Annotated in this window: 18 protein-coding genes and 1 pseudogene; 18 read left to right on the forward strand and 1 reads right to left on the reverse strand. The window is 63.9% G+C overall.

The window, feature by feature from the left end; genetic code table 11:
• The 18 genes and pseudogenes from CAK78_RS23020 to CAK78_RS00965 all read left to right on the forward strand — a co-directional run.
• Positions 1–147 (forward strand): annotated as a pseudogene (locus CAK78_RS23020) (flagellar motor protein); the annotation flags it as partial.
• Positions 122–1,000, forward strand: a complete 879-nt coding sequence (locus tag CAK78_RS00885; protein WP_017765891.1) for a flagellar motor protein MotB — start codon at positions 122–124, stop codon at positions 998–1,000. The pseudogene CAK78_RS23020 and the gene CAK78_RS00885, both read left to right, overlap by 26 nt.
• A 258-nt stretch (positions 1,001–1,258) precedes the next feature.
• Positions 1,259–1,663 (forward strand): NADH-quinone oxidoreductase subunit A, encoded by a 405-nt coding sequence (locus tag CAK78_RS00890; protein WP_010634271.1) that lies wholly within the window; start codon positions 1,259–1,261, stop codon positions 1,661–1,663.
• 29 nt (positions 1,664–1,692) lie between these two features.
• Positions 1,693–2,367 (forward strand): NuoB/complex I 20 kDa subunit family protein, encoded by a 675-nt coding sequence (locus CAK78_RS00895; protein ID WP_094696073.1) that lies wholly within the window; start codon positions 1,693–1,695, stop codon positions 2,365–2,367.
• Between the two features lie 2 nt (positions 2,368–2,369).
• A complete protein-coding gene (gene nuoC / locus CAK78_RS00900; protein ID WP_094696074.1) occupies positions 2,370–4,175 on the forward strand; it encodes an NADH-quinone oxidoreductase subunit C/D in 1,806 nt (601 codons plus the stop codon).
• 61 nt (positions 4,176–4,236) lie between these two features.
• On the forward strand, positions 4,237–4,779 hold the full coding sequence (gene nuoE / locus CAK78_RS00905; protein WP_010634273.1) for an NADH-quinone oxidoreductase subunit NuoE: 543 nt from the start codon (positions 4,237–4,239) through the stop codon (positions 4,777–4,779).
• Entirely contained in the window at positions 4,776–6,143 is a 1,368-nt protein-coding gene (nuoF, locus tag CAK78_RS00910; protein WP_094696075.1) for an NADH-quinone oxidoreductase subunit NuoF, read from the forward strand. Before nuoE ends, nuoF begins: the two co-directional genes overlap by 4 nt.
• Before the next feature lie 68 nt (positions 6,144–6,211).
• Positions 6,212–8,941 (forward strand): NADH-quinone oxidoreductase subunit NuoG, encoded by a 2,730-nt coding sequence (gene nuoG / locus CAK78_RS00915; protein WP_094696076.1) that lies wholly within the window; start codon positions 6,212–6,214, stop codon positions 8,939–8,941.
• Positions 8,938–9,906: an NADH-quinone oxidoreductase subunit NuoH gene (nuoH, locus tag CAK78_RS00920; protein WP_005299829.1), complete on the forward strand. Its 969-nt coding sequence runs from the start codon at positions 8,938–8,940 to the stop codon at positions 9,904–9,906. The genes nuoG and nuoH overlap by 4 nt, the downstream gene beginning before the upstream one ends.
• Positions 9,907–10,034: 128 nt before the next feature.
• The gene (gene nuoI, locus CAK78_RS00925) at positions 10,035–10,577 is read left to right on the forward strand and encodes an NADH-quinone oxidoreductase subunit NuoI (RefSeq protein WP_094696077.1); all 543 of its coding nucleotides are present in this window, start codon (positions 10,035–10,037) and stop codon (positions 10,575–10,577) included.
• Between the two features lie 10 nt (positions 10,578–10,587).
• Entirely contained in the window at positions 10,588–11,139 is a 552-nt protein-coding gene (gene nuoJ, locus CAK78_RS00930; RefSeq protein ID WP_094696078.1) for an NADH-quinone oxidoreductase subunit J, read from the forward strand.
• Positions 11,136–11,444: an NADH-quinone oxidoreductase subunit NuoK gene (nuoK, locus tag CAK78_RS00935; RefSeq protein WP_005299823.1), complete on the forward strand. Its 309-nt coding sequence runs from the start codon at positions 11,136–11,138 to the stop codon at positions 11,442–11,444. Before nuoJ ends, nuoK begins: the two co-directional genes overlap by 4 nt.
• Entirely contained in the window at positions 11,441–13,288 is a 1,848-nt protein-coding gene (gene nuoL / locus CAK78_RS00940; protein ID WP_094696079.1) for an NADH-quinone oxidoreductase subunit L, read from the forward strand. The genes nuoK and nuoL overlap by 4 nt, the downstream gene beginning before the upstream one ends.
• Before the next feature lie 78 nt (positions 13,289–13,366).
• Entirely contained in the window at positions 13,367–14,887 is a 1,521-nt protein-coding gene (gene nuoM, locus CAK78_RS00945) for an NADH-quinone oxidoreductase subunit M (RefSeq protein WP_094696080.1), read from the forward strand.
• Positions 14,888–14,948: 61 nt separating this feature from the next.
• Positions 14,949–16,412, forward strand: a complete 1,464-nt coding sequence (nuoN, locus tag CAK78_RS00950) for an NADH-quinone oxidoreductase subunit NuoN (RefSeq protein ID WP_010634280.1) — start codon at positions 14,949–14,951, stop codon at positions 16,410–16,412.
• Positions 16,413–16,601: 189 nt separating this feature from the next.
• On the forward strand, positions 16,602–17,732 hold the full coding sequence (locus CAK78_RS00955) for an FIST signal transduction protein (RefSeq protein WP_094696081.1): 1,131 nt from the start codon (positions 16,602–16,604) through the stop codon (positions 17,730–17,732).
• Complete coding sequence (locus CAK78_RS00960; protein WP_094696082.1) at positions 17,729–19,183, forward strand: HD domain-containing phosphohydrolase; 1,455 nt, start codon at positions 17,729–17,731, stop codon at positions 19,181–19,183. Before CAK78_RS00955 ends, CAK78_RS00960 begins: the two co-directional genes overlap by 4 nt.
• A complete protein-coding gene (locus CAK78_RS00965; protein ID WP_094696083.1) occupies positions 19,180–20,706 on the forward strand; it encodes an HD domain-containing phosphohydrolase in 1,527 nt (508 codons plus the stop codon). Before CAK78_RS00960 ends, CAK78_RS00965 begins: the two co-directional genes overlap by 4 nt.
• Positions 20,707–20,766: 60 nt before the next feature.
• Here the strand turns inward: CAK78_RS00965 and purL are convergent, their stop codons facing one another.
• Complete coding sequence (gene purL, locus CAK78_RS00970; RefSeq protein WP_176452625.1) at positions 20,767–24,672, reverse strand: phosphoribosylformylglycinamidine synthase; 3,906 nt, start codon at positions 24,670–24,672, stop codon at positions 20,767–20,769.
• Positions 24,673–24,768: the final 96 nt, after the last annotated feature.

Genomic DNA, 24,768 nt, shown 5'->3' on the forward strand with positions numbered 1-24,768 from the left:
AAAGCCTTTGCCCACCAGATCCTCCACTACAAGGAGATGACCCTGACCGGCATCCTCTGCATCGTGGACGGTGAATCCCAACAACGTCTGCAAGTCACCCTCGAACCCTACTTAGGAGGCCATGGTGGCAAAAAAGAAAAAGGCTGAGGCGCCGGAGAACCACGAACGCTGGCTGGTCTCCTATGCCGACTTCATGACCCTGCTGTTCGCCCTGTTCGTGGTGCTTTACTCCTTCGCGATGGCCAAGCAGTCTGAAACCCGGGTACTGATCCAGGGCTTCATCGAGTCGCTGGGTAAAATAGGCCTGATCTCTCCGCCTGCGGGCTCACCGGTCATGCAAGGGGGCACCGGCATTCTTGAGCCGGAATCCAAGACCACCCCGAGCAGCCCCGAGAAGGAGACGGTGCTGGAGAAGGATGCCCCCACGGCAGCTTCGGATCCCTTCAACGAGACCATAGGCGCCTCTGAGAAGCCGAGCGCAACGGAGTCCTGGCCCCACAAGACCCAGGAGCAGGAGTGGGTGCAGGTGACCAAGAAGAAACTGGAGCAGCAGCTCAAGGCACAGATCGAATCCAAGGATCTGGAGGTAGAGCAGCTCGGCAGCCAGCTGGTGATCCGCATCGGTGAAAAGGCACTGTTCCCGGCCGATTCCGCCTTCCTCCAGCCCCAGTTCATTCCGCTGGTCAACAAGATCTCCGGCATTCTGGCGGATATCCCGGGCAAGGTGGTGGTGACCGGCCACACCGACAACACCCAGGCGCCGGTGGAACTCTATCGCAGCAACTGGGAGCTGTCGGTGCTGCGCTCGGCCTCCATCGTGCACACCCTGCTCACCAACCCCAAGCTCGATGCCTCTCGGGTCATCGCACAGGGGGTGGCAGATGCCCAGCCCCGCTATCCCAACGACACCCCGGAACACCGGCAAGCCAATCGCCGGGTCGAGATCACCCTCTCCCAGGGCAAGGCCGCCGAAGAGTCCCTCCCCGTCCTCAAACCCTGATCCAGCAGACCCCGCCCAGCGGGGTCTCGTTTTTCTCGATTAGTTTATTTTTCGAACTGCCCCACGATTTTCCCCCTATCACAAAAGCGAGTGAAAATGATTCTCAAATAGGAACATTGACCCCGCTTGCAAAATACGATTTTCCTCCCGCTGATTAATAATTAATCCCCTGAAATGACATGTAAATCAGTATCAAGGTGGCATAATACGTAACATCCTTGTTAAGTCTCGTGATTAATTTGGTTAGAGAAAACTCCTATGTTTGCTGATATTGCTGTCCAGCATTGGGCTTTTGCTGTCTATGTAGTTGGCGCCATCTGTATCTGCCTGATCATGATCGGCCTGGCTGCCCTGCTGGGAGGCCGCGCCTACGGCCGAGCCAAGAACAAACCCTTCGAGTCAGGCGTGGACTCCGTGGGCAATGCCCGTCTGCGCTTCTCCGCCAAGTTCTATCTGGTTGCCATGTTCTTCGTCATCTTCGACGTGGAGGCGCTCTATCTCTTTGCCTGGTCCGTCTCCGTTCGGGAGAGCGGCTGGGTCGGCTTCATCGAGGCCGCCATCTTCATCTCCTTGCTGCTGGTAGGACTCATCTACCTGTGGCGCATCGGCGCCCTCGACTGGGCACCGAAAAAACGCGTCCTGACCGACAAGAAGCCAGACTGAATTACTGATTATCCCTTTGAGGTTGCACCATGAAGTACACCCTGACCCGGATTGACCCCGATGCGCCGGTTGAGCGCTACCCCCAGGAACAGCGCCAGACCGTCGAGGATCCCCTGGCTCAAGAGGCCTCACGCGGCATCATGATCGGGCGCCTAGAAGAGGTGCTGCAGGACACGGTCAACTGGGGCCGCAAGAACTCCCTCTGGCCCTACAATTTCGGCATCTCCTGCTGCTACGTGGAGATGTGTACCGCCTTCACCTCCCCTCATGACGTGGCCCGCTTCGGTGCCGAAGTCATCCGGGCCTCACCGCGCCAGGCCGATTTCATGGTCATCGCCGGCACCCCCTTCATCAAGATGGCCCCGGTCATCCAGCGTCTGTACGAACAGCTGCTCGAACCCAAATGGGTTATCTCCATGGGGGCCTGCGCCAACTCGGGTGGCATGTATGACATCTACTCGGTCGTTCAGGGCGTCGACAAGTTCCTGCCGGTCGACGTCTACATTCCGGGCTGCCCGCCCCGTCCCGAGGCCTTCCTGCAGGCGCTGATGTTGCTGCAGGACTCCATCGGCAAGGAGCGCCGTCCGCTCTCCTGGGTGGTGGGCGATCAGGGCATCTATCGCCCCCAGATGCCTGCCAAGAAGGACCGCAAGCGTGGCGAGCGGATCAACGTCACCAACCTGCGCACGCCGGATGAGATCTGACCATGAAACTGACTCGAGAATTTCCCAGCAACTACGCCATGGCCCAGTGGCAACCGAGTGATCACAAAGACGCTCAGGTAGTCGGCGAGCTGTTTGCCCATTTCGGTGCCGAACGCTTCACCATCCAGAATACCCGCACCGGCGTGCCGGTGGTCTGGCTCTCCCGCGAGCTGCTGCTGGATGTGATGGGGTTCCTTAAAAAGCTCCCCTCCCCGTTCGTGATGCTGTTTGACTTGAGCGCCACCGACGAGCGGATGCGCAGCCATCGTCACGACCTGCCCGACAGCGACTTCACCGTCTTCTATCACCTCATCTCCATCGATCGCAACGCCGACCTGATGTTGAAGGTACCGCTCAAGGAGGGGGATCTGACGCTGCCCACCGTCAGCCGCCACTTCCCCAACGCCAACTGGTATGAACGGGAAGTGTGGGATCTGATGGGGATCACCTTCGACGGTCACCCGCACCTGACCCGCATCATGATGCCCAAGAGCTGGCAGGGTCACCCGTTGCGCAAGGATTATCCGGCGCGCGCCACCGAATTTGATCCCTTCATGCTCGATGCCGCCAAGCAGGACATGGAGCAGGGCAACCTGATGTTCAAACCGGAAGAGTGGGGCATGAGCCGCGGCAACGAGAACGAGGACTACATGTTCTTGAACCTGGGCCCCAACCACCCCTCCGCCCACGGTGCCTTCCGCCTGGTGTTGCAGCTCGATGGCGAGGAGATCCGCGACTGCGTGCCCGATATCGGCTATCACCACCGCGGTGCCGAGAAAATGGGCGAGCGCCAGTCCTGGCACAGCTACATCCCCTACACCGATCGGGTCGAGTACCTGGGCGGGGTGATGAACAACCTGCCCTACGTGCTGGCGGTCGAGAAGCTGGCCGGCATCAAGGTGCCACAGCGGGTCGACATGATCCGGGTGATGCTGGCTGAGCTGTTCCGCATCCAGAGTCACCTGCTGTTCATCGGTACCTATATCCAGGACGTGGGTGCCATGACCCCGGTCTTCTTCACCTTCACCGACCGGCAGCGGATTTACACCATCATCGAAGCCATCACCGGCGCCCGCATGCATCCGGCCTGGTTCCGCATCGGCGGCGTGGCCCACGATCTGCCCGTCGGCTGGCAGCGACTGGTGCAGGACAACCTGCTGAGCTGGCTTCCCAAGCGGCTGATGGACTATGAGAAGGCCGCCATGCGCAACAGCATACTGCGTGGCCGCACCATAGGCGTCGCCGCCTACAACACAGAACAGGCGCTGGCCTGGGGCACCACGGGTGGCGGTCTGCGCGCCACCGGCCTCAACTTCGACGTGCGCAAGTGGCGCCCCTACTCCGGCTACGATCAGTTCGAATTCGAGGTACCGGTCGGTGCCAACGGCGATGCCTACGATCGCGCCCTGGTGCGCATCGAGGAGATGCGCCAGAGCATGCGCATCATAGAGCAGTGCATGAAGAATATGCCGGAGGGGCCGTTCAAGGCGGATCACCCGCTCACCACGCCGCCGCCCAAAGAGCGCACCCTGCAGGACATCGAAACCCTGATCACCCACTTCCTGCAAGTGTCGTGGGGCCCGGTCATGCCGGCCGCCGAGTCCTTCCAGATGATCGAGGCGACCAAGGGGATCAACAGTTATTACCTGACCAGCGATGGCTCCACCATGAGCTACCGAACCCGGATCCGCACCCCGAGCTTTGCTCACCTGCAACAGATCCCCTCGGTGATCCGTGGCCAGATGGTGTCGGACCTCATCGTCTATCTGGGCAGTATCGATTTCGTTATGTCGGATGTGGACCGTTGAGTAACCGCTGTTACCAAGCGCCGTTACACGACAACAAGAACAAGCCACAAAAGGTTATGCCATGAGCCAGCAATGTCAGTGCCAACACAATCCGTCCCCGCAGGGACAGAGTTCATGCCAGGGCAAGGGGAACGATTTCGTCCTGAGCCAGGCAGAACGCGATGCCATCGAGCATGAGAAACACCACTACGAAGATCCCCGTGCCGCCAGTATCGAAGCGCTCAAGATAGTGCAGCAGGCCCGCGGCTGGGTACCTGACGGTGCCATCCACGCCATCGCCGCCGAGCTCGGCATCCCCGCCAGCGACGTGGAGGGGGTCGCCACCTTCTACAGCCAGATCTTCCGCCAGCCGGTCGGTCGCCACATCATCCGCGTCTGCGACAGCATGGTCTGCTACATCAACGGCCATGAGCAACTGCTGGCCGGCCTGAAAGAGGTGATGGACCTGGCCCCCGGCCAGACCTCCGCCGACGGCCGCTTCACCCTGCTGCCGGTCTGCTGCCTCGGCAACTGCGACAAGGGGCCGGCGCTGATGATCGACGATGACACCTACGGTGGGCTCGACGCCGTCAGCCTGCTCAAGACCCTGGAGGCTTACCCATGAGTCTGGCATCCCTTGGTACCGCCAACCGCATCGCCCGCGCCGCCGAGACCCATCCCCTCACCTGGCGACTGCGCGACGACGGCCAGCCGGTCTGGCTGGATGAATACCAGAGCAAGCAGGGTTACGATGCGGCCCGCAAGGCATTGGGCCAGATGAGCCCTGATGAAATCGTCGGCACCGTCAAGGATGCCGGCCTCAAGGGGCGCGGCGGCGCCGGCTTCTCCACCGGCGTGAAGTGGGGCCTGATGCCCAAAGACGAGAGCATGAACATCCGTTACCTGCTCTGCAACGCCGACGAGATGGAGCCGAACACCTACAAGGATCGGCTGTTGATGGAGCAACTGCCCCACCTGCTGATCGAGGGGATGATCATCTCGGCCAAGGCCCTCAAGGCCTACCGTGGTTACATCTTCCTGCGCGGCGAGTACGTCGATGCCGCCACCAACCTGCGCCGGGCGGTAGAAGAGGCCAAGGCCGCCGGTCTGCTCGGCAAGAACATCCTGGGCTCGGGCTTTGACTTCGAGCTGTTCGTCCACACCGGCGCCGGCCGTTACATCTGCGGCGAAGAGACGGCGCTCATCAACTCCCTGGAAGGGCGCCGCGCCAACCCGCGCGCCAAGCCCCCCTTCCCCGCCGTTTCCGGCGTCTGGGGCAAGCCCACCTGCGTCAACAACGTCGAGACCCTGTGCAACGTGCCCGCCATCATCGGCAACGGTGTGGCCTGGTATCAGGGGCTGGCGCTGCCAGGTTCGGAAGATCACGGCACCAAGCTGATGGGCTTCTCCGGCAAGGTCAACAACCCCGGCCTGTGGGAGCTGCCGTTTGGCATCACCGCCCGCGAGCTGTTCGAGCACTACGCCGGCGGCATGAAGCCCGGCTATCGCCTGAAAGCCTGGCAACCGGGCGGCGCCGGTACTGGCTTCCTGCTGCCCGAGCACCTGGATGCCCAGATGTACGCCGGCGGCATCGGCAAGGTCGGCACCCGGATGGGCACGGGCCTTGCCATGGCGGTAGATGACAGCATCAACATGGTCTCCCTGCTGCGCAACATGGAAGAGTTCTTCGCCCGCGAGTCCTGTGGCTGGTGCACCCCCTGCCGTGACGGCCTGCCCTGGAGCGTCAAGCTGCTGCGCGCGCTGGAGCGGGGCGAGGGTCAGCCAGGGGATCTCGCCACCCTGGAGCAGCTGGTCAGCTTCCTCGGCCCGGGCAAGACCTTCTGTGCCCATGCCCCTGGCGCCATCGAGCCGCTGGGCAGTGCGATGAAGTATTTCCGGTCCGAATTCGAGGCCGGCGTCAAGGCGCCGCAGGATAGTCACAAGCAGCTCAAGGGTATCCAGCCCAACCTGCTGGGCGAGCGCTGGTAAGACGCCCAGTGCGCCCGCAGAACCGGCGCGAGCCACAGAATTTATCTCATTGAAGTCAGGGAAGTTGTATGGCCACCATTCATGTAGACGGTAAAGAGTTTGAGGTAGACGGGGCAGATAACCTGCTGCAAGCCTGTCTCTCCCTTGGGCTGGACGTCCCCTATTTTTGCTGGCACCCGGCGCTCGGTAGCGTCGGCGCCTGCCGCCAGTGTGCGGTGAAGCAGTATCAGAATGCCGACGACAAGCGCGGCCGCCTGGTCATGTCCTGCATGACTCCCTCCACCGATGGCACCTATATCTCCATCGAGGACGAAGAGGCGAAGGAGTTCCGCAAGACGGTGGTGGAGTGGCAGATGACCAACCACCCCCACGACTGCCCGGTGTGCGAAGAGGGTGGCGCCTGCCACCTGCAGGACATGACGGTGATGACCGGCCACAACAGCCGCCGCTACCGTTTCACCAAGCGCACCCACCAGAATCAGGATCTGGGTCCCTTCATCAACCACGAGATGAACCGCTGCATCGCCTGCTATCGCTGCGTCCGTTACTACAAGGACTACGCTGGCGGCGAGGATCTCGGGGTCTACGGCGCCCACGACAACGTCTACTTCGGCCGGGTCGAGGATGGCACCCTGGAGAGCGAATTCTCCGGCAACCTGGTGGAGGTCTGCCCCACCGGCGTGTTCACCGACAAGACCCACTCCGAGCGCTACAACCGCAAGTGGGACATGCAGTTCGCCCCCAGTATCTGCCAGGGGTGTTCGGTCGGCTGCAACATCAGCCCGGGTGAGCGTTACGGCGAGCTGCGCCGCATCGAGAACCGCTTCCACGGTGCCCTGAACCACTACTTCCTGTGCGACCGCGGCCGCTTCGGCTACGGCCACGTCAATCTGACCGACCGCCCGCGCCAACCCCTGTTGCAGGATGGCAGTGACAAGCTGGCCATCACGGTGGACGGAGCCCTGAACCGGGCTGCCGACGCCCTGCGCACCGCCAGTAACATCATCGGCATCGGTTCGCCGCGGGCGTCGCTTGAGAGCAACTTCGCCCTGCGCGAACTGGTGGGTGCCGCCAACTTCTACAGCGGCGTCGAGCAAAGCGAATGGGAGTGCCTGCAGAAGATGCTGCAGATCCTGCAGCACGGTGGCGTGCGTACCCCCAGCCTGCGCGACATGGAAGAGGCCGACGCCGTGCTGGTGCTCGGCGAGGATGTCACCCAGACCGCCGCCCGCATTGCCCTGGCCCTGCGTCAGGCAGTCAAGGGCAAGGGCCGCGAGATCGCCCGCAAGCTGAAGGTGGATTTGTGGCAGGTCGCCGCGGTGCAGACCCTGGCCCAGAACGAGCGCTACCCGCTGCTCATCACCAGTCTCGACACCACCCGACTGGACGACGTGGCGAGCGGCACCCTGCACGCCCCCCACGCGGATCAGGCGCGCCTGGGCTTCGCCATCGCCCATCTGCTCGATGGCAGCGCCCCAGCCCTGACCGATCTCGCCCCCGAGCTGCAGTCCCTGGCCGCCAACTGGGCCGCGCTGCTCGGCAACGCCAAGAAGCCGCTCATCATCGCCGGCACCGGTGCCCGCAGCCAGGCGCTGCTCGAGGCAGCCAGCAACATCGCCCACGCCCTCAAGGGCCGTGGCCAGGCTGTGGAGCTCGCCCTGGTCGCTCAGGAGACCAACAGCCTGGGGCTGGCCATGCTGGCCGGCAATGCCGCCCCGCTGGAGGCCGCCCTCAAGCGCATCGAAACAGAAGAGAAGCTCGCGCTGGTGATGCTCGAGAACGATCTCTACCGCCGCGCACCGCGCAGCCGCGTCGATGCCGTCATCGACCGCCTGCAGCACCTGCTGGTGGTCGACCATCAGGACACCGGCACCGCCCAGAAAGCGAACCTAGTGCTGCCTGCCGCCAGCTTCGCCGAAGCCGACGGTACCCTCATCAACATGGAAGGCCGCGCCCAGCGTTTCTTCCAGGTTTATGCCCCCGCCTTCTACGACGCCGACATCCAGGTGCGCGAGAGCTGGCGCTGGCTGGCCGCCCTGCAAGGGGCACTGGATCGCAAACCGCTACGCTGGAACACCTTCGACGAGGTGAGCAGTGCCTGCGCCGCCAGCGCTCCGCTGCTGACCAGCATGCGTGAGGCCGCACCCAACGCCGGTCTGCGCATCCGCGGCATGAAGCTCGCCCGCGAGCCGCACCGCTACAGTGGCCGCACCTCCATGCTGGCGGATCAGAACGTGAGCGAGCCCAGAGTCGCCCAGGACCCCGACTCACCCTTCAACTTCTCCATGGAAGGCTACGCCGGTGCCCGCCAGCCGCTGCAACAGGTGCCATTCGCCTGGGCGCCGGGCTGGAACTCCCCCTCTGCCTGGAACAAGTTCCAGGATGAAGTGGGTGGCAACCTGCGCGCCGGGGATCCCGGTCGCCGTCTGCTGGAAGCGGGTGAGGACAGCCTCGGCTGGTTCGACACCATTCCCGCCCCGTTCAGTGCCAAAGAGGCGCTGCAGGTGGTGAGCTATGACCAGCTGTTTGGCGGCGAAGAGCTCTCTGCCAGAAGCCCGGTCATCCAGGCCCGCATGAGCGAACCCGTGCTGGTGCTGAACCCGGCCGACGCCAACCGTCTCTCCCTCAGTGCCGGCAGCCAGGTCGCCTTCTCCTGGGGTGGCCACCACTGGCGGCTGACCCTGCGACTGAGCGAGCATCTGAGCGCCGGTCTGGTGGGTCTGCCGCTCGGTGTCAACGGTCTGCCGACCGCCCTGCACCAGCAATATCTCGCCAACCTGCAGGAGGCCATCGCATGAGCGACTCTCTGATCGATCTGTTGCTGGAGATCGGCAAGGCATTGATCGTGCTGGTGGGGATCGTGGGGGCCGGTGCCTTCATGAGCTTCATCGAGCGCCGTCTGCTGGCGCTGTGGCAGGATCGTTACGGCCCCAACCGGGTAGGCCCCTTCGGCCTGCTGCAGCTGGCGGCCGACATGATCAAGATGTTCTTCAAGGAGGACTGGATCCCGCCGTTCGCCGATCGGCGGATCTTCGTGCTGGCCCCCATCATCGCCTTTACTGCCTTCATTCTGGCGTTTGCGGTGGTGCCGATCACCCCCACCTGGGGCGTGGCGGATCTCAACGTGGGATTGCTCTACATCCTGGCCATCGCGGGGCTGGCGGTCTATGCCGTGCTGTTCGCCGGCTGGTCGAGCAACAACAAGTACTCCTTGCTCGGCAGCCTGCGCGCCTCGGCCCAGACCCTCTCCTACGAGGTGTTCCTTGGCCTCTCCTTGATGGGCATCGTCATCCAGACCGGCAGCTTCAACCTGCGGGATATCGTGGAAGCCCAGGCAGGACTGTGGAACATCATCCCCCAGTTCCTGGGCTTCATCACCTTCCTGTTTGCTGGCGTCGCCGTCACCCACCGCCATCCGTTTGACCAGCCGGAAGCCGAGCAGGAGCTCGCCGACGGTTATCACATCGAGTATGCGGGCATGAAGTGGGGTCTGTTCTTCGTGGGTGAGTACATCGGCATCGTGCTGATCTCTTCGCTCATCGTGACCCTGTTCTTCGGTGGCTGGCACGGCCCCTGGCTGCCGCCCTTCATCTGGTTTGCCCTGAAGACCGCCTGCTTCATGGTGTTCTTCATTCTGCTGCGGGCCTCTCTGCCCCGCCCGCGCTTTGACCAGGTGATGTCGTTTGGCTGGAAAGTCTGCCTGCCGCTGACCCTGCTCAACATGCTGGTCACCGGCGCCGTGGTGCTGATGAATGCGCAGTGAGGCCGCAATGGACAGAAAATTTGTGATGCCGTTTGGCTGGAACGTCTGCTTGCCCGCCGCCCTGCATCCCGCTCGGGATGCAGCCGCTACGGGCTGTGGTGCTGATGAATGTGCAGTGAGGCACGACTATGAAAATTATTAACATCATCAAGGGTGTCGGCACCCAGTTACGCAGCCTGGGTATGGTGTTCTCCCAGGCCTGGCGCCCCCGCGAGACCCTCAACTACCCGGAGCAGGCCGTCTATGCGGCGCCTCGCTATCGCGGCCGCATCGTGCTGACTCGCGATCCGGATGGCGACGAACGCTGCGTGGCCTGCAACCTGTGTGCGGTGGCCTGCCCGGTCGGCTGCATCTCGCTGCAAAAATCCGAGCGGGAAGATGGTCGCTGGTACCCTGAGTTCTTTCGCATCAACTTCTCCCGCTGCATCTTCTGCGGCCTGTGCGAAGAGGCCTGCCCCACCACCGCCATCCAGCTGACGCCGGATTTCGAGATGGGCGAGTACCGCCGCCAGGATCTGGTGTACGAGAAGGAAGATCTGCTGATCAGCGGCCCCGGCAAGTACCCGGACTACAACTTCTATCGCATGAGCGGGATGGCCATCGACGGCAAGCCGAAAGGGGATGCCGAAAACGAAGCCAAGCCCATCGATGTCAAGAGCCTGCTGCCCTGAGGAGTCAATCATGGAACTGGCATTCTATGCCGCGGCCCTGGTCGCCATTTACAGCACGCTGCGGGTGATCAGCACCAGCAATCCGATGCACGCGCTGCTCAATCTCATCATCTCCCTCATCGCCGTGGCCATGATCTTCTTCTGTCTGGGCGCCGCCTTCGCAGGCGCCCTGCAGGTGATCGTCTACGCGGGCGCCATCATGGTGCTGTTCGTGTTCGTGGTGATGATGCTGAACCTGGGCTCGGCCCAGGATCAGGAGAAGCACTGGCTCACTCCCACCACCTGGGTGGGCCCGGGCCTGCTTTCGCTCATTCTGCTGGGTTTTCTGGCCTACGGCATTCTCGGGGTCACCGGCGGTGAACTCGGTCTGACCGACGTCAGTGCCAAAGCGGTCGGCATCGCCCTGTTCGGTCCTTACGTGCTGGCGGTGGAGCTCGCCTCCATCCTGCTGCTGGCCGGTCTGGTGACCGCCTATCACCTTGGCCGTGAAGACAAGAGCGGCGAGGTACTCTCGGTGCCCCGCACCCAGGCCCGTCCATCACAAGAAGGAGGTCAGCAATGAATGGCATCCCCATGGAGCACGGACTGCTGCTGGCTGCCGTGCTGTTCTGCATCGGCCTGTGCGGCCTGCTGATCCGCCGCAACTTGCTGTTTATCCTCATGAGTATCGAGATCATGATGAACGCCTCGGCACTGGCATTCGTGGTGGCTGGCAGCCGCTGGGCCCAGGCCGATGGCCAGATCATGTACATACTGGTGATTTCTCTGGCGGCAGCGGAGGCCAGTATCGGCCTCGCCCTGTTACTGCTGCTCTATCGTCGTTACCACACCCTCAACGTGGACACTGTGAGCGAGATGCGCGGATGAGCCTCCTATACCTGACTTTTCTGTTTCCGCTGCTGGGATGGCTGGTGCTGGCCTTCTCCCTCGGTCGTTTCGGCGAGCGCACCTCGGCGCTCATCGGCGTCGGCAGCATAGGGTTGTCGGCCCTCACTACCCTGTGGGTCGGCATCGATTTTCTCAACACCATGCCGGCGGGCGGCGTCTATACCCAGACCCTGTGGCAGTGGATCTCGGTGGGCAGCTTCAGCCCCAGCTTCCGCCTGGCACTAGACGGCCTGTCGCTGACCATGCTCGGCGTGGTCACCGGGGTGGGCTTCTTCATCCACCTGTTCGCCTCCTGGTACATGCGTGGGGAAGAGGGTTATTCGCGCTTCTTCACCTACACCAACCTCTTCATCGCCAGCATGCTGTTCCTGGTGCTGGCCGATGACCTGCTGTTCGTGTATCTGGGCTGGGAAGGGGTGGGTCTGTGCAGCTACCTGCTGATCGGCTTCTACTACAAGGATCGCAACAACGGCGCCGCCGCCCTCAAGGCGTTCGTGGTGACCCGGGTCGGCGACGTCTTCCTCGCCATCGGCCTGTTCATCCTCTATCGCGAGCTCGGCACCCTCAACATCCACGAGCTGCTGGTGCGTGCCCCCACCCTGTTTGCCGAAGGCTCCCCCGCCCTGTCGCTGGCCTGCCTGATGCTGCTCGGCGGCGCCGTCGGCAAATCGGCCCAGCTGCCGCTGCAGACCTGGCTGGCGGATGCCATGGCGGGCCCGACCCCGGTCTCGGCGCTGATCCACGCGGCCACCATGGTGACCGCCGGTGTCTATCTCATCGCCCGTACCCACGGTCTGTTCCTGCTGGCCCCCGAGATCCTGCATCTGGTGGCGCTGGTCGGGGCCATTACCCTGGTGCTGGCGGGCTTTGCGGCCCTGGTGCAAACCGACATCAAGCGGATCCTGGCCTACTCCACCATGAGCCAGATCGGCTACATGTTCCTGGCCCTCGGCGTTGGTGCCTGGGAAGGGGCCATCTTCCACCTGATGACCCACGCCTTCTTCAAGGCGCTGTTGTTCCTCTCCGCCGGTGCCGTGATCGTCGCCACCCACCACGAGCAGAACATCTTCAAGATGGGGGGCTTGCGCAAGAGCCTGCCGCTGGTCTATGCCTGCTTCCTGGTAGGGGGCTCAGCCCTGGCCGCGCTGCCGCTGGTGACCGCCGGTTTCTACAGTAAAGACGCCATCCTGTGGCAAGTGCAGGCCAGCGGCCAGAGCGCCCTGCTGTGGGCCGGTCTGGGCGGTGCCTTCCTCACCTCCCTCTACACCTTCCGCCTCATCTTCATCGCCTTCCACGGCAAGGAGCAGACCCAGGCTCACGCCGGTCACGGCTTGGCCCATCAGCTGCCGCTGCTGGTGCTGATGGTGCTCTCCACCGGCATTGGCGCCCTGATCGTGCCGCCGCTGGCGGGGGTACTGCCGGCAGGTCCGGGGGATCACATCGAAGAGGGGCGCCATGGGTTGGAGATCACCTCCGCCGTCATCGCCATCGCCGGCATCGCCCTGGCTGCCTTCCTGTTCCTGGGTGAGCGCCGTCTGGCCAGCAGCGTGGCCAACAGTGCGCCGGGCAAGTTGCTCAGCACTCTCTGGTTCAATGCCTGGGGCTTTGACTGGCTTTACGATCAGCTGTGGGTCAAGCCGTATCTGCTGGCGACCCGGTTGCTCGGCAAGGATCCGCTGGACTGGATGATGAACCTGCCAGCCTGGCTGGCCCAGAGCGGCCACCAGCTGTTGGCCTGGACCGTTTCCGGCAAGTTGCGCTGGTATGCAGCCTCCATGGGAATGGGCGCCGCCCTGATCCTGGCCCTGCTGCTGCTCGGCTGATCCCGTGATGCAGCCCCTGAACTCGCAGCAAGCCCACGGGCCTGCACAGTGACTAGAACATAGACGAGAGCTGATATCGTGACCTTACTCTGGATCTTGTTAATACCCTTCATCGGCGGTCTGCTCTGTTGGCAGACCGAGCGATTCGGCGAGTACTTCGTACGCTGGGTCGCCCTGCTGTCGATGAGCGCCTGCCTGCTGCTCGCCTGCGCCATCTGGTGGAGCGGTGACTTCACCCTGTCAGCCCAGGGCGGCGTACCCGCCTGGGCCGCCGAACTGCAACTGCCCTGGATCCCCCGCTTCGGCATCTCGCTGCACCTGGCGGTGGATGGCTTGTCGCTGCTGATGGTGATCCTCACCTGCTTCATCGGCGTGCTGGCCATCCTCTGTTCTTGGAAGGAAATCGTGCAGCGCATCGGCTTCTTCCACCTCAACCTGTTGTGGATCCTGGGTGGCGTGCTCGGCGTCTTCATGGCGCTGGACCTGTTCCTCTTCTTCTTCTTCTGGGAGATGATGCTGGTGCCGATGTACTTCCTGATTGCGCTGTGGGGCCACTCGGTCACCGACGGCAAATCCCGGATCAACGCCGCCACCAAGTTCTTCATCTACACCCAGGTCAGCGGCCTCATCATGCTGGTCGCCATCCTGGGTCTGGTGCTGACTCACCACGCCGCCACCGGCGTGTTCACCTTCAACTATCAGGAGTTGCTGAACACCCCCATGAGCGAGGGGGTGCAGTGGCTGCTGATGCTGGGCTTCTTCATCGCCTTCGCGGTCAAGATGCCGCTGGTGCCGCTGCACGGCTGGCTGCCGGATGCCCACAGCCAGGCGCCGACTGCGGGTTCCGTGGACTTGGCGGGGATCCTGCTCAAAACCGCCGCCTACGGTCTGCTGCGCTTCGCCTTGCCGCTCTTCCCCGAGGCGTCCGCCGAATTTGCCCCCTACGCCATGGTGCTGGGCCTCATCGGCATCGTCTACGGCGCCATCGTGGCGTTCGCCCAGACCGACATCAAGCGGCTGGTGGCCTACACCAGCATCTCCCACATGGGCTTCGTGATGATCGCCATCTATTCGGGCAGCGAGCTGGCCCTGCAGGGCGCCGTGGTACAGATGATCGCCCACGGTCTCTCCGCCGCCGGCCTCTTCATCCTGTGCGGTCAGCTCTACGAGCGTCTGCACACCCGGGACCTGCGCCTGATGGGCGGTCTGTGGGGCCGTCTGCGCTACCTGCCAGGCGTAATGCTGTTCTTCTCGGTCGCCTCGCTGGGGATGCCGGGCACCGGCAACTTCGTCGGCGAGTTCCTGATCCTCATCGGCAGCTTCCAGGTTGCCCCCGTGCTCACCATCATCGCCACCTTCGGGCTGGTGCTGGCCTCGGTCTACTCCCTCATCATGCTGCAGCGCGCCTGCTTCGGTACTCCCAAGGACGAGAGCGTGCTCAAGGGGCTCGACAGCCGCGAGCTGGTGATGATGATGACCATCGCCGGTCTTTTGGTGCTGCTCGGTGTCTATCCCCAACCTGTGCTCGACACCGCGGGCAACAGCCTGCTGAGCGTGCTGCACTGGTACGCCCTGCCCTTCGCAGGAGCATTGCAATGAGAGTGACCGCTGTTAAACCGCTGGCCCTGTTGCCTTCCTTGTCCCTTACAGGAGCACTGCAATGACCTTCACCGCTTCGCAACTGCTGGCCCTGCTACCCCTGTTGCTGACAACCGGGGCCATGGTGGCCCTGATGCTGGCCATCGCCTGGAAACGCTGCGATGACACCGCCTTCGTGGTCACCATCGCCGGTCTCAACCTGGCGCTCTTCTCCCTGCCCATCGTGATGGCACAAGGCGATCAGGGGGTCACACCGCTGCTGCAGATCGATGGCTACGCCGTCTTCTACATGGGCTTGGTGCTCATCGGCGCCCTGGCCACCTGTACCTTCGGCCGCTCCTGGCTCAAGGGCTATCCGGACAACCGGGAAGAGTTCTACCTGCTGCTGCTGATCGCCACCGCCGGTGGCCTGGTGCTGGCCGGCTCCCGTCACCTCGCCTCCCTGTTTATCGGGATCGAGATGCTGACCCTGCCGATGTTCGGTCTGGTGGGCTACGCCTATCGCGAGCGCCACTCGCTGGAGGCCAGCATCAAGTACATGGTGCTCTCCGCCGCCGCCACTGCCTTCCTGCTGTTCGGCATGGCGCTGCTCTATGCCCAGGCCGGCAGCCTGAGCTTCAGCGATCTTGGGCTGACCCTGGCCACCACCCCGGCCCACCACCCGCTGCTGATGGGCGGTCTGGGTCTGATGCTGGTCGGTTTTGCCTTCAAGCTCTCCCTGGCGCCGTTCCACCTCTGGACCCCGGACGTGTACGAAGGGGCGCCGGCGCCGGTGGCCACCTTCCTCGCCACCGTCAGCAAGATCGCCGTGTTCTGCGTGCTGCTGCGCTTCTACCTGGCGGTGCCCGCCGCCGCGGATCCCATGATCCACTGGCTGCTGGCCGCCATGGCGGTGGTCTCCATCGTCATCGGCAACCTGCTGGCTCTGTTGCAGACCAACATCAAGCGGATGATGGGTTACTCCTCCATCTCCCACTTCGGCTACCTGCTGGCGGTGATCGTGGCGAGCCGTCTCGGCCAGATGCCGGTGGAAGCGGCCGGCGTCTATCTGCTGATGTATCTGTTCACCAGCCTGGGGGCCTTCGGCGTCATCAGCATGATGTCCAGCCCCTATCGCGGCAAGGATGCAGACTCCCTGCACAGCTACCGCGGCCTGTTCTGGCGTCGTCCCTACCTGACTGCCGTGCTGACCGTGATGATGCTCTCGCTGGCCGGTATCCCCATGACGCTGGGTTTCATCGGCAAGTTCTACCTGATCGGGGTGACCGTCGATGCCAAGCTGTGGTGGCTCTCCGGCGCCATCGTGCTCGGCAGTGCGCTGGGTCTCTATTACTACCTGCGGGTCATGGTCACCCTCTACCTGCGCGAGCCCGGCATGCAGCTGCGCGACGCCAAGGGAGACTGGGCCATCACCTCCGGTGGTCTGGTGGTGCTGCTCTCCGCCGCGCTGGTGGTGGCACTGGGTCTCTATCCCCAGCCGGTCATCAGCCTGGTGCAGGGCTTCCAGAACGTGGTGCTGCGCTGATTTCACTCCCCCCAAAAAACCGGCCCAAGTGGCCGGTTTTTTTATCTGCCCAGCGCAGGATGCCTGCTTAGCCATCTCAATTTTATGTGGCTTTATAACGGCTTATGCTCGCTTGCCGAGCACGACCGGGTATCCACCGCGCCCCCCTTGCTGATATATTGATGATTGGCAGGAAAGGAGTTCCGAGCGATGATGCAGCCCGCGTTTCATTCATTCGATGCGCAACCACTGGCCGATGCACTGCAGCCCTATCGCGGCCAGCGGCTCGATGTCTTGCTGGCCGAGCAGGATTCAGGGCACGTGGCCGAGCTGCAGCAGCAGTGCCGGCGGCTCGACATTCGGCTCAGCGGCGCACTCTTTCCCTGCATCATCAGCCGCCACGGCTTTCATGAGCACGGTGCCTGGCTGCTGCCGCGCCCGGCCTCCCACGCCCCGCAGCTCATCCCGCTCGATCCCGCCGCCAGCACAGACCTGCAAGTCAGCACCCTTTGCGATACGCTGCTCCCCCAGCTTGCGCACTGGCCAGAGGCCGCGGGCATACCGACCCTCTTTCTGACCTTTGATGCCATGATCCCCAACATCGCCTCCCTCCTCGAGGGGATCTATCTGCATCTCGCGGACAGGGTCAATTATGCCGGCGTCAATGCCGGCAGCGGCCAGTTCTGCCCCATGCCCTGCCTGTTCGACAACCACAGATTGCTGGCGCAGGCGGTCTGCTGCACCCTGCTGCCCCATCACAGCTACCCGCTACTCGAGCACGGTTATCAGCTCACCGCCCAGCCCATGCTGGCCACCAGCAGCGAGGGCAACAAGATTGCCTTCATCGACTGGGAGCCGGCCTTCCGTCGCTACCAGTCCCTGGTCCAGCAACAGTTCCAGCAGCGTCTGACGCCGGATCAGTTCTTCCAGTACGGCGTTCACCTGCCGCTTGGGCTGCTGCGGGCCAACGGCGACGTCATCGTGCGCATCCCGGTCGCCGTCACCGACGAGGGGGCCCTGCTCTGCGTCGGGGAGGTGCCGGATCACAGCATCCTCACCCTGCTCAAGGCGCCACAGAGCCCGACCGCCCATGCCATCGAGCTGGCCGAAAAGCTGAGCCGGCACGGGGCCCCTGAGCGCCTCGAGATCTACTACTGCGCCGGCCGTCAGCAGCACTTTGGCGAGCAGAGCACGCTGGAGCTGAAGACCCTCTTCAGCCACAGCGGCGCCCACCAGCTGGTGGGCGCCCTCTCCCTTGGCGAAATTGGCAGCCTGCGACCGGGGGACTATCCGCTGTTTCACAACGGCGCCATTCTCTGCAACGGGGAGGGACGGCGATGAACAACGACCACGCCATGGCCATCGTCTGCGATCTTGCCCTCTGCATCGGCCGCGAGGTCACTCTGGACGCCCTGCTGACCAAGGTGCTGCAGCGTTTTCTGTTTCACTGTGCCTGCCCGGTCGGACTGGTGCTGCAGCAGTTGCCACAGGGGGAGTACAAGATCATCAAGGCGATCGGGGATGAACAGCTGCTCAGTCATCAGGGGGAGCCGCTCCCACTGCCCCACTGGGTTTGCGAGGGCGAGCAGTGCATCCTGCGCACCCCGCTGCCGCTGCCCGCTGCACGCCCCTACCCGTTTGCCTACCGGCTGCGGATCGAGGGGGGCTACCTGATACTGTTGCTCTCCCCCAACCCGGAGCAGCAGGGGGAACAGCTCTGTCACCTGTTCAGCCCCATCCTCGGCAACCTGGCCCGCGCCATCCAGCTGTGCCGTGACAGCGAGCAGCTGGCCCTGCGCCAGCAGGCGGAGCTGGTCGACATGCAGCGCTTCAACGAATCCCTGCTCAAAGCAATTCCCATCCCGGTGTTCTACAAGGATGTCGAGGGGCGTTTCATCAGTTGCAACCCGACCTTCACCCAGATCACCGGCATCAGCAAGGCAGAGCTGCAGGGCAAGCGGGTGGACGAGCTCCTCCCCCCCGAGATGGCCGACGAATACATCCAGCGCGATCTGGAGGTACTGCGCAGCAGGCAGCCGCAATATTTCGAGCACACCCTGTTCGATCGCAGCGGCCACCGCTATCAGGTGCTCAACTTCAAGGATCTCTTCTACGACCATCAGGGGGAGGTGGCCGGCATCATAGGTGCCCTGGTCGACATCACCCATATCAAGGAGAGCGAGCAGCAACAACGCACCCTGCTGTTCCAGACCATAGCCGCGCTCTCCTCCGCCATCGCCCACAAGGATCCCGGCACCGCGGGTCACGAGCGGCGTGTGCAGGATCTGGCGCTGGCCATCGGCCGCCATCTGCAACTCGCGCAGGATCGGCTGGATGGACTGGGCCTCGCCGCCATGGTGCACAACATAGGTCTGCTGCAGATCCCGGCGGAGATCCTCACCCGCCCCCGCGAATTGCGGGAGGTGGAGTTCGAGCTCATCAAGCTGCCCCCGCAGGCGGGCTGTGAAATTTTGCAGCAGATAGACTTCCCCTGGCCCATCGCCACCATAGTGCAGCAGCACCATGAGAACATGGACGGGAGCGGCTATCCGCAGGGGTTGCAGGGGGATGCCATCTGTCTGGAGGCGCGCATCATCCGGGTGGCCGACTCCCTGGCCGCCATGACGGCCCACCGGCCGTTCCGGCGGGCCATGTCCCTCACCGATGCCTTCGCCGAGCTGACCCGCTATGCCGGCGTCCACTACGACGAGCAGGTAATCAGCGCCTGCTTCGCCGTCTGGCAGGCGGGCTACCGCTTCTCCTCCCCTTTGACCGAGGCAGGATCAAGATGACTTCACGCGCAGTTCCCCCCTTTACCCCGCTGCCCACGGCCGCCCTGCTTGGCCAGGTGATGGACCAGCTGCCTTACCGGGTGCTGCTCAAGGATACCCACTCCCTCTTCATCGCCTGCAACCGGCTGCTGGCAGACGATCTCGCCCTCAGCCCGGCCGAGCTGGTCGGCAAGTGCGATGCCGACTTCTTTCCGGCCGAGCTGGCCCAGCGCTATCGGGACGACGATCTCAGGGTCATGGCCGGCGGCACCACCCAGCGCCACGAAGAGCCCTATCTCAAGGGAGGTGAGGCCCGCTGGCTCAGCACCACTAAGTTTCCCCTGCACGACGAGCTGGGCCAGGTGGTCGGTGTCGGCGTCTTCTTCGATGACATCACCGAGAAGAAGCAACAGCAGGAGCGGCTGCAACAGTACACCTGGACCCTGGAGGCCATCGGCCGCGCCCATCACGCCATGCTCAGGCCGGACGACGAGCAGACGCTGCTGCAGGAGATCTGCGACGCCATCACCTTCGACGGCCGTTTCCCTCTCGTCACCGTGCTGCAGGAAAAGAGTGACCAGCACACCCTGCAGGTGCTGGCGCAGGCGGGCAACGCTGTCTGGTTTGCCAGTGACGAGTGGCTCACCCTGGATCCCGCCCTGCACCAGGCCATCAGCACAGAAACGCCGTGCAACGAGGCGCTCCCCTGCGAGCTGGTACACCACTCGGCCACCCTGCGCGCCCGCCTGCTGCTGCCGTTGCAGTGGCACACCGGCGGGCGTGGCGGCCTGCTCATTCACAGCGAGCAGGCCCGCCCCTTCACCGACGAGGAGGTGCACCTCTTCAGCCAACTGGCAGACTACCTTGCCTATGGCCTGCAGGCGCGCAGCACCCAGCAGGCCTACCTCACCGCCCAGCGCGACAAGGTGCTGCATGCCCGCCAGCTGGAGCTGGCACTGGAAGATGCCCTCGGCGCCATTGCCGCCGTGCTGGAGCAGCGCGATCCCTACACCGCCGGCCACCAGAAGCACGTCGCCACCCTGGCGCTGGCCATCGGTCGCGAGCTGAAGCTCGATGAGAAGCGGTTGCGGGGACTCTATCTGGGGGCCATGGTGCACGACATCGGCAAGATCCAGGTGCCGGTCGACATCCTCACCAAGCCGGGGCGGCTCACGCCCCAGGAGTTCAACCTGGTCAAGGAGCACCCGGGCGCCGGCTATCAGGTGCTCAAGGATATCGCCCTGCCCTGGCCCATCGCCCAGATGATCCACCAGCACCACGAATACATCGACGGCTCCGGCTACCCGGCGGGGCTCAAGGGCGAACAGATCCTGCTGGAGGCCCGCATCCTCACGGTGGCCGACATCGTGGAGTCCATGTCCTCCGATCGCCCCTACCGCGCCGCCCTCGGCATTCCCCAAGCCAGGGCCCATATCATCCAGCTGCGCGGCACCCGGCTGGATGAAGCCGTCGTGGACGCCTGCCTGCGCATTCTCGATCGCGGTGACTTCATCCCCCACGAACTGGGTCACGGCCACCCCTAACGGGAACGTCGCCATAAAAAAACCGGCCACAAGGGCCGGTTTTTTATTTTCGATGTGAGCTTAGCCCAGACGAACCCGGGCGTTGCGGAACATCCGCATCCAGGCACCATCCTCGCCCCAGTTGTCCGGGTGCCAGGAGTTGGCGACGGTGCGGAACACCCGCTCCGGGTGCGGCATCATGATGGTGGCGCGACCGTCAGTAGTAGTCACTGCGGTGATGCCGTTCGGCGAGCCGTTCGGGTTGGCCGGGTACTGCTCGGTCACCTGACCGCGGTTGTCGACGAAACGCAGCCCCACCAGGCCGCTGGCTTGCAACGACGCTAGGTGGGCGGCATCGCGCACCTCCACTCGCCCTTCCCCGTGGGAGACGGCGATCGGCATCATGGAGCCTGCCATGCCGGCGAAGAAGGCGGACGGGGAGTCCTGTACTTCCACCAGGCTGAAGCGGGCCTCGAAGCGCTCGGAGCGGTTGCGCACGAAGCGTGGCCACAGATCGGCGCCCGGGATGAGCTCGCGCAGGTTGGACATCATCTGGCAACCGTTGCACACACCCAGGGAGAGGGTGTCGCCGCGCTCGAAGAAGCGCTGGAACTGCTCGCGGGCCCCCTCGTTGAACAGGATGGACTTGGCCCAGCCCTCGCCCGCCCCCAGCACGTCGCCGTAGGAGAAGCCGCCACAGGCCACCAGGGTCTGGAACTGCTCCAGCTTGATACGGCCCTCGAGGATGTCGCTCATATGGACGTCGACGGCGGTGAAGCCGGCGCGGTCAAACGCCGCCGCCATCTCCACGTGGGAGTTGACCCCCTGCTCGCGCAGCACCGCCAGACGGGGGGAGATACCTTTAGCGATATAGGGCGCCGCCACATCGTCGGCCGGGTTGTAGCTGAGCCTGGCCTGCAGGCCCGGATCGGTGGCGTCCTGACGGGCCGCATGCTCCTGATCCGCGCACTCGGGGTTGTCGCGCAGGCGCTGCATCTGCCAGCTGGTCTCGCCCCAGATGGTGCGAAGGGCGGTGCGGCTGGCGCGATAGACTTCCTGACCGGCCCGCTGCAGGGTGATGAGATCCCCCTCGCGCACCGTGCCGAGCACGTGGGAGCAGGCCGCCAGGCCGTGGCCGGCCAGCAGGGTCATCACCGCTTCCTTGTCCTCACGGCGTACCTGGATGACGGCACCCAGCTCCTCGTTGAACAGGGCCGGCAGCAGCTCGCCACCGATGCGATCCAGTTGCAGGTCGAGGCCGCAGTGACCGGCGAAGGCCATCTCCACCAGGGTGACGAACAGGCCGCCGTCGGAGCGGTCGTGGTAGGCGATCAGCTTGCGATCGGCCACCAGCGCCTGGATGGCGTTGAAGAAGCCCTTGAGCTGGACCGGGTTGTCCAGATCCGGCGCCTTGTCACCCAGCTGGCGATAAACCTGGGCCAGGGCGGAGGCGCCGAGGCGCTGCTTGCCGTTGCCAAGGTCGATGAGGATAAGGTCGGTTTCACCAAGATCGCTGCGCAGTTGCGGGGTGACGGTGTTGCGCACGTCCTCGACCCGGGCAAAGGCGGAGATGAGCAGGGAGAGCGGCGAGGTGACGCTTTGCTCCTTGCCATCCTGCTGCCAGCGGGTCTTCATGGACATGGAGTCCTTGCCCACCGGGATAGTGATGCCAAGGGCCGGGCAGAGCTCCTCGCCCACCGCCTTGACCGCCTCGTAGAGACCGGCATCTTCGCCCGGGTGACCGGCTGCGGCCATCCAGTTGGCGGAGAGTTTGACCCGCTTGAGCGAGCCGATGTGGGCCGGCGCCAGGTTGGTCAGGGACTCGGCCACCGCCATACGGGCGGACGCGGCGTGGGAGAGCAGCGCCACCGGGGTGCGCTCGCCCATGGACATGGCTTCACCGTGGTAGCTGTCGTAGGTGGCGGCGGTGACGGCGCAGTCAGCCACCGGGATCTGCCAGGGGCCGACCATCTGGTCGCGGTTGACCAGACCGGTCACGCTGCGATCGCCGATGGTGATGAGGAAGGATTTCTCCGCCACGGTGGGCAGACGCAATACCCGCTCGGCGGCGTCGCCGAGGGTGATGCCATCCAGTTGCAGTGCCTTGCCCTGGGCCAGCAGGCTCGCTACGTCGCGGTGCATCTTGGGTGTCTTGCCCAGCAGCACGTCCAGCGGTAGGTCGATGGGGTGGTTGTCAAAGTGCTGGTCGGAGAGGGTCAGGTGTTTCTCTTCGGTGGCGCTGCCGATGACGGCATAAGGTGCACGCTCACGCTCGCACAGCGCCTTGAACAGCGGCAGCTTCTCTTTGGCCACCGCTAGTACGTAGCGCTCCTGGGATTCGTTGCACCAGATCTCCAGCGGGCTCATGCCCGGCTCGTCGTTCGGAATGGCGCGCAGGTCGAAACAACCACCGCGATCGCCGTCGCTCACCAGCTCCGGCATGGCGTTGGAGAGGCCACCGGCACCCACATCGTGAATGAAGACGATGGGGTTGTCGTCCCCCAGCTGCCAGCAGCGGTCGATCACCTCCTGACAGCGGCGCTCCATCTCGGGGTTGTCGCGCTGCACCGAGGCAAAGTCGAGATCTTCTGCAGACTGACCGGAAGCCATGGAGGATGCGGCGCCGCCGCCCAGACCGATGTTCATGGCCGGGCCACCCAGCACGATGAGGGCGGCCCCCACCGGGATCTCCCCTTTCTGGACGTGCTCGCTGCGGATGTTGCCGATGCCGCCCGCCAGCATGATGGGTTTGTGGTAGCCACGCACCTCGACGCCGTTGTGGCTCGGCACCTCCTCTTCGAAGGTACGGAAGTAACCGAGAATGGCCGGACGGCCGAACTCGTTGTTAAACGCCGCCCCGCCAAGCGGCCCCTCCTGCATGATGTCGAAGGCGCTGACGATGCGGCTCGGCTTGCCGAAATCCTGCTCCCAGGGCTGCTCGAAACCGGGGATGCGCAGGTTGGAGACGGAGAAACCGACCAGACCCGCCTTGGGCTTGGCGCCGCGCCCGGTGGCACCCTCGTCGCGGATTTCGCCACCGGAACCGGTAGCCGCGCCCGGGAACGGAGAGATGGCGGTCGGGTGGTTGTGGGTCTCCACCTTCATCAGGATGTCGACCTGCTCCTGGTGATACTGGTACTCGCCGTTGGCGGGGCTCGGGAAGAAGCGGCCACCCTGGCTCCCCTCCATCACGGCGGCGTTGTCTTTATAGGCAGACAGGACATGATCCGGCGTCTGCTCGAAGGTGTTCTTGATCATCTTGAACAGCGACTTGGGCTGCTGCTCACCGTCGATGGTCCAGTCGGCGTTGAAGATCTTGTGGCGGCAGTGCTCGGAGTTTGCCTGGGCAAACATGTAGAGCTCGATGTCGTTGGGATTGCGACCCAGCCGGGTGAAGTTCTCCACCAGGTAGTCGATCTCGTCGTCGGCCAGCGCCAGACCGAGGGCCACGTTGGCCTCGGCCAGGGCGGCGCGGCCACCGGCCAGCACGTCCACCTGGGTGAAGGGGCGCGGCTCCTGATGGGCAAACAGGGCGGCGGCCTCGTTCATCTCGCCAAACACCGTCTCCATCATGCGATCGTGCAGCACGGCGGCCACGTCGGCACGCTGGGCGGCGCTCAGCTCACCCTTGGCCTGCACGTAATAGGCGATGCCGCGCTCGAGCCGCTTGACCTGGGTCAGGCCGCAGTTGTGGGCGATGTCGGTTGCTTTGGAAGACCAGGGGGAGATAGTGCCGGGGCGGGGGGTAACGAGAAACAGCTGACCGCTGGGGGTGTGTTCGGGGATGGTCGGGCCGTAGCGCAGGAGCTGGCCCAAGGTCGCTCGCTCCGGGGGCGACAGCGGGCTCGAGAGCTCGGCGAAGTGCACGTATTCGGCATAGACATCCTCTATCTCTACTCCTCTCTCCTGTTTCATCTGCGCGAAGCGTTGCAGCAGTTTTTGGACACGAAACTCAGACAGTGCGGGGGCACCACGCAAGATATCCATATGACCTTTCTCACCAAGTGTTGAAGTGGGGGGGAATTGAGACGCGCGTATTATAGGGATCAGGCCGACGACGGACAAACGTTTTTCTTGATTTGC

It is taken from the genome of Aeromonas sp. A35_P, assembly GCF_002259925.1.
Lineage (GTDB): Bacteria > Pseudomonadota > Gammaproteobacteria > Enterobacterales > Aeromonadaceae > Aeromonas > Aeromonas dhakensis.